The sequence below is a fragment of the Pseudomonas sp. R62 genome (genome assembly GCF_000257605.1).
Lineage (GTDB): Bacteria > Pseudomonadota > Gammaproteobacteria > Pseudomonadales > Pseudomonadaceae > Aquipseudomonas > Aquipseudomonas atacamensis.
In genome coordinates, this window is sequence record NZ_JH635998.1 from 2,795,185 (window position 1) to 2,800,682 (window position 5,498).

Consider the following 5,498-nt stretch of genomic DNA (forward strand, 5'->3'; position numbering starts at 1 on the left):
CAGAAGTTCGACCGTACCCATTTCACGCATGTACATGCGCACCGGGTCAGTGGTGCGACCGATATCGGTCTCCACCGCCGCCAACGCAGCGGCTGCTTCTTCCGCAGCGGCCTCGTCGGTATCGGCGTCGGCCAACATAAGGGCGTCCGCATCCGGAGCACTCTCGTGTACGGGGATCCCCATGTCGTTAATCATGCGGATGATGTCTTCCACCTGCTCCGGATCTGAAATATCCTCGGGCAGGTGGTCGTTGACCTCGGCGTAAGTCAGATACTTCTGCTCACGACCCAGTTTGATCAACTCAATAATACGAGACTGCTGTTGCGCTTTTCCGGACATAACACCCTATCCACTGAAGGTCTTGGCGGGCAAAAAACAAGCCGAGGATTATACCTGAGCTATGACCTCACGCGCCAGTTGAGGTCGGGTTTGATGCGGAAACATTGCGACTTAAAAGGTCGCGCAGTTGATTTTTCTCTTCGACGCTCAGTTCGCTTTGCCGCGCTTTCCTGAGTAACTGTTCGAGATTTCGCTCGCGTTGGCGGGCGGACAAGCTAGTAATGGTGTCGAAAAACTGTTGTTCAAGGTTATCTCCGTCAATCAGCCATTCCTTTTCTGCCAGTGCCTTGAGCAAGCGACCCTGTTCAGTGCCGTGCCATCGCGCGATCAACTGAAATGAGTTTAGCTTGGGATTCTTCTGTACGGCTTCGAGCAGCGCCACAAGCAACTGGGCGTTGGTCTGATTTTCATCGGCAATGTGCCCGGCGTCTTCGACGCGCTTGGCCAGTTGCGGATGATGGAGCAATGTTCTCAATGCCGTCAGGGTCGGCGATTCAACGCCAATCGGCGTACGCGGGCGCTGCTGTTCGCGATCGCCACCACGCTTGCCGTTCTTGTCCCACGGTTTCTTGTCCCACTTCTTGCCGCCGGCGCCGGGTTTCTTCGGCGTCCATTCCTGCTGCGGCGCGTACATGTCCTGTGCCTGCGGCTGATGGTAGTCGCTGTAGTCCGGCATGGCGTCGTAATCGAAGCCCGGATCGTAGGCGGGCGGTGCTTCCTGCGGCGCACTCTGAACCAACTGGCTGACGGTCTCGCTGCTCAGGCCGGTAATCTCGGTCAGGCGCTGACGCATGAGGATGCGCAGGTTCGCTCCCGGCACCCTGTCGATCAATGGTGCAGCGAGGGTGGCCATGTGCGCCTTGCCCTCAAGCGAGCGCGGGTCGGATTCTTCGGTCAGTTGCTGGAAAAAATAATCGGCCAGCGGCTGCGCGTGCTGATTGATGCGCGCCTTGAATGCGTCGGTGCCTTCGGCGCGAACCAGGGTGTCCGGGTCTTCGCCTTCGGGCAAAAACAGGAACCGCGCGCGACGACCGTCCTGCAGGCACGGCAGGGTCGCTTCCAGTGCGCGCCACGCGGCGTTGCGGCCGGCCTGGTCGCCGTCGAAGCAGAACAATACGTTCGGCACGACGCGGAACAGGCGCTTGAGGTGTTCTTCGCTGGTCGCGGTACCCAGCGTGGCGACGGCATTGCGCAAGCCTTGCTGAGCTAAGGCGATGACGTCCATGTAACCCTCGACAACGATGATTTCATCGAGGTTGCGATTGTTCTTGCGTGCTTCATAAAGGCCGTAGAGTTCCTGGCCTTTATGGAATACCGGGGTTTCCGGTGAGTTCAGGTACTTGGGCTTGTCGTCGCCCAGTACGCGGCCGCCGAAGGCGATGATCCGTCCACGGGTGTCGCGGATCGGGAACATCACGCGATCGCGGAAGCGATCGTAGCGCTTACCGGTTTCGGCGTTCTCGATCAGCAGGCCGGCTTCGATCATGGCCTTCTGTTGCAGGGTGTCGCTGCTGAGATGCTTGAGCAGGTTGTCCCAGCCTGGCGGCGCAAAGCCGAGGCCGAAATCCCGAGCGATCTCGCCGGTCAGGCCGCGGCCCTTGAGGTAATCCACCGCAGCCTTGCGCGACGGATGGCTCTTGAGTGCCTGCCGGTAAAAATCAGCGGCGGCGGTGAGCAGTGGATACAGCGGCGAATCGGTCGGCTGACGCGGCTTACGCTCGCGGCCGCTTTCTTCGCGGGGGATTTCCATGCCGGCGGCTTTGGCCAGATCTTCGACAGCCTGGGGGAAATCCAGATTGTCGTGATCCATGAGAAAGCCGAGGGCGTTGCCCCCGGCGCCGCAACCGAAGCAGTAATAGAACTGTTTGTCGGGGCTGACGCTGAATGACGGGGTTTTCTCTTTATGGAACGGGCAGCAGGCGGTGTAGTTCTTGCCGGCCTTCTTCAATTGCACGCGCGAGCTGACCACGTCGACGATGTCGGTGCGGTTCAGCAGGTCGTCAATGAAGCTCTGGGGAATCAGCCCGGCCATGGCGTTCTCGTCGTCTGCGCTGCAATAAATCCGTTGCGACAGGCCGTCGGACGCGGGCCATTGCTGAAAACGCACAAAAAGTGCGGCTCGACCGGTGTCGTCTGCGTGATCGCTGTCGGGAAGTGTATCTGCCGAAAATCCACTGACGTTAGTACCTATCAGTCTTCGACTATTTGAAAGTGTTGCGCTGAATCCGCTGACGGCCGGTTGTCGGCCTCGGATAGCTCAATAAAGCGGGCACGCATGCAGGTGCCTTGGGCTGATCGTCGTAAGAGGAATCAGTGGGTGTGCTCGTCAGTAGCCTTGAAAGGCTCGTCAGAAAAGACGTGCACCGCTGGCAAAAGAGCCAGGCCTGACGCGGTGAAGCAGATTTGTCTCGGTCGCATCGGCGGCGTCGACGGTGAAGCATCAAGCGTTTTACGCAAATGCCATTAGCCCGGCTGAGGGCCGGGCTTAGGCAAGAAGCTTGCTACGAACGTCTGTGGATTAGTACAGACGAACGGCGCGGCGCTGTTCGCGCTGAACTTTCTTGGCGTGACGCTTAACAGCGGCTGCTGCTTTGCGCTTACGCTCAGAAGTTGGCTTCTCGTAAAATTCGCGGCTACGAACTTCAGCCAGTACACCGGCTTTTTCGCAGGAGCGCTTGAAACGACGCAGAGCTACGTCGAAGGGTTCGTTCTCTTTTACTTTGACGGCTGGCATCCAGAGCTACCTTCATTCATTACCGGGGTCAACATCCTCGCGGCAAAAGAGCACTTGAAGACGTCGGTTTTTAAGGGTTGCGGATGTTAACCCCTCATCGCTCGGAATGCAAAGCCTCTGATCGAAAACCGCTGGTCGGGGCATCACGTGGCGACTATTATGCGCGCCTTCGAATTCAGCCTAAACAAGGCGCAAACCCATGCTAGTACTGGGATTAGAAACCTCCTGCGACGAAACCGGCGTCGCATTGTATGACAGTGAACGCGGTCTGCTGGCCGATGCGCTGTTCAGTCAGATCGACCTGCACCGCGTCTATGGCGGTGTGGTGCCGGAGCTGGCCTCGCGTGACCACGTCAAACGCATGCTGCCCTTGATCCGTCAGGTGTTGGCCGAGGCCGACTGCGTGCCGACCGAGATCGACGCAATCGCCTATACCGCAGGTCCTGGCCTGGTCGGCGCGCTGCTGGTGGGTGCATCCTGCGCGCAGGCGCTGGCGTTTGCCTGGGGTATTCCGGCGCTTGGCGTGCACCACATGGAAGGCCACTTGCTGGCACCGATGCTGGAGCCGAAACCGCCGCAATTCCCGTTCGTCGCTTTGTTGGTTTCCGGTGGCCATACGCAGCTGGTTCAGGTCGACGGCATTGGCCAATACAGCCTGCTCGGCGAGACGCTCGACGATGCGGCCGGTGAAGCCTTCGACAAAACCGCAAAGATGATGGGCCTCAATTACCCCGGCGGGCCGGAAATCGCCAAGCTGGCCGAGAAGGGCGTCGCAGGACGTTTCACTTTTCCGCGTCCGATGTGTGATCGCCCAGGTCTGGACTTCAGCTTCAGCGGCTTGAAAACCTTCGCCCTCAACACGTGGCAGCAATGCGTCAGCGCCGGGGACGACGGCGAGCAAGCCCGTTGCGACATCGCGCTGGCATTCCAGCAGGCCGTGGTGGAGACTTTGACCATCAAGTGCAAGCGCGCCCTGAAACAGGCAGGCATGAAGCGGCTGGTGATTGCCGGCGGCGTCAGCGCCAACAAGGCGTTGCGGGTTTCGCTGGAAAAGATGCTCGGCGATATGAAGGGCGATGTGTTCTATGCGCGCCCGGAGTTCTGCACCGACAATGGCGCGATGATCGCGTTTGCCGGTTGCCAGCGCCTGAAGGCCGGTCAGCAGGAAAGTCTGGCAATCACCGTGCAGGCACGCTGGCCAATGGAGCAGTTGTCGGCGCTGTAATGAGCGACGCTCATGAACGGCAGTCAGAAATGCCGTTCGCGCCCGGCAAACAGGTCGCGTAGATTGCCGCGATGGCGCCAGACAATCAGCAAGGTCAGCGCGCTCATTGGCAGCAAGGCTTCCGGCTCCTGCCAGGCCAGCAATGGCAGGGTCAGTGGCGTGGCAATCAGCGCCGCCAGCGAGCTGGTGCGGGTCAGGTAGAACGTCAGCAGCCAGGCGCACACCGCCAGCAGCGCGGCGGGTGGATACAGGCCGAGCAGCATGCCGGCGGCAGTGGCAACGCCTTTGCCGCCGCGAAAGCGAAAGTACAAAGGGAACAGGTGACCGATCACGGCGCACACGCCAATCCAGGCCTGATCCTGCAGTGAGAGGCCCACGCTCGAGGCGATCAGCACCGGCAGCAGGCCTTTGCACAGATCACCGAGCAGGGTCAGGATCGCCAGTTTGCGACCGGCCAGGCGCAGCATGTTGGTGGCGCCGGCATTACCCGAGCCACTCATTCGCGGATCCGGATTTCCGGTCAGGCGGCTGAGCAAAATGGCGAAGGACAGCGAGCCGAGCAGGTAGGCGAGAATCGCCAGTAACCAAAACATGCTAACTATTCCGGGCGAGGACGCCCTGATTCTAACGGCGCATTGCGCCCTTGTCGTGCAGCGGAGAGAAGTGCTTGGACAGAGTGTTTATCGAGGGCCTGGAAGTCGACACCGTGATCGGTGCCTACGACTGGGAGCGCGGCATCCGTCAGTGCCTGCGTCTTGATCTGAGCTTCGCCTGGGACAATCGCCCGGCTGCCGCCGGTGACGACCTGACCCTGGCGCTCGATTACGCCAGTGTTTCCACGCGCATTCAGGCCTTCGCCGAGCAGGCGCAGTTCCAGTTGGTCGAAACCTTTGCCGAGCGTCTGGTTGAAGTGCTGATGGCCGAATTCAAGATCACTTGGGTGCGACTGAAACTGACCAAGCCGGGCGCCGTTCCGGCCGCCAAGGGTGGTGTGGGTGTGGAGATCGAGCGCGGATGTCGCTGACTCAGGTCTACCTCGGGCTCGGTAGCAATATCGAGCGCGAAACCCATTTGCGCGCCGGTCTCGATGCGCTGGCCACGTTCCTGGTGGATATCCGATGTTCGGCGGTGTTCGAGAGCCAGCCGGTGGGCATCAAGAGCGGGCCATTCTTCAATTTCGTGGTCTCGGCCTACACGGAC

Annotated in this window: 7 protein-coding genes; 3 read left to right on the forward strand and 4 right to left on the reverse strand. The window is 60.1% G+C overall.

Annotation, left to right across the window (positions count from 1 at the left end; genetic code table 11):
• The 3 genes from OQK_RS13550 to rpsU all read right to left on the reverse strand — a co-directional run.
• Nucleotides 1–339 (reverse strand): RNA polymerase sigma factor region1.1 domain-containing protein (locus OQK_RS13550; protein WP_038860937.1); only part of this gene is annotated, 339 nt, incomplete at its 3' end.
• 67 nt (nt 340–406) lie between these two features.
• On the reverse strand, nt 407–2,371 hold the full coding sequence (dnaG, locus tag OQK_RS13555; RefSeq protein WP_016772882.1) for a DNA primase: 1,965 nt from the start codon (nt 2,369–2,371) through the stop codon (nt 407–409).
• A gap of 486 nt (nt 2,372–2,857) precedes the next feature.
• A complete protein-coding gene (rpsU, locus tag OQK_RS13560) occupies nt 2,858–3,073 on the reverse strand; it encodes a 30S ribosomal protein S21 (protein ID WP_002551877.1) in 216 nt (71 codons plus the stop codon).
• A gap of 199 nt (nt 3,074–3,272) precedes the next feature.
• Between rpsU and tsaD the strand changes: the two genes are divergently transcribed.
• Nucleotides 3,273–4,298 (forward strand): tRNA (adenosine(37)-N6)-threonylcarbamoyltransferase complex transferase subunit TsaD, encoded by a 1,026-nt coding sequence (gene tsaD, locus OQK_RS13565; RefSeq protein WP_016772883.1) that lies wholly within the window; start codon nt 3,273–3,275, stop codon nt 4,296–4,298.
• A 23-nt stretch (nt 4,299–4,321) separates the two neighbouring features.
• Here the strand turns inward: tsaD and plsY are convergent, their stop codons facing one another.
• Complete coding sequence (gene plsY, locus OQK_RS13570; protein WP_016772884.1) at nt 4,322–4,891, reverse strand: glycerol-3-phosphate 1-O-acyltransferase PlsY; 570 nt, start codon at nt 4,889–4,891, stop codon at nt 4,322–4,324.
• Nucleotides 4,892–4,965: 74 nt separating this feature from the next.
• Between plsY and folB the strand changes: the two genes are divergently transcribed.
• Nucleotides 4,966–5,322, forward strand: a complete 357-nt coding sequence (gene folB, locus OQK_RS13575) for a dihydroneopterin aldolase (RefSeq protein WP_016772885.1) — start codon at nt 4,966–4,968, stop codon at nt 5,320–5,322.
• Nucleotides 5,313–5,498 (forward strand): 2-amino-4-hydroxy-6-hydroxymethyldihydropteridine diphosphokinase (locus OQK_RS13580; RefSeq protein WP_016772886.1); only part of this gene is annotated, 186 nt, incomplete at its 3' end. The genes folB and OQK_RS13580, both read left to right, overlap by 10 nt.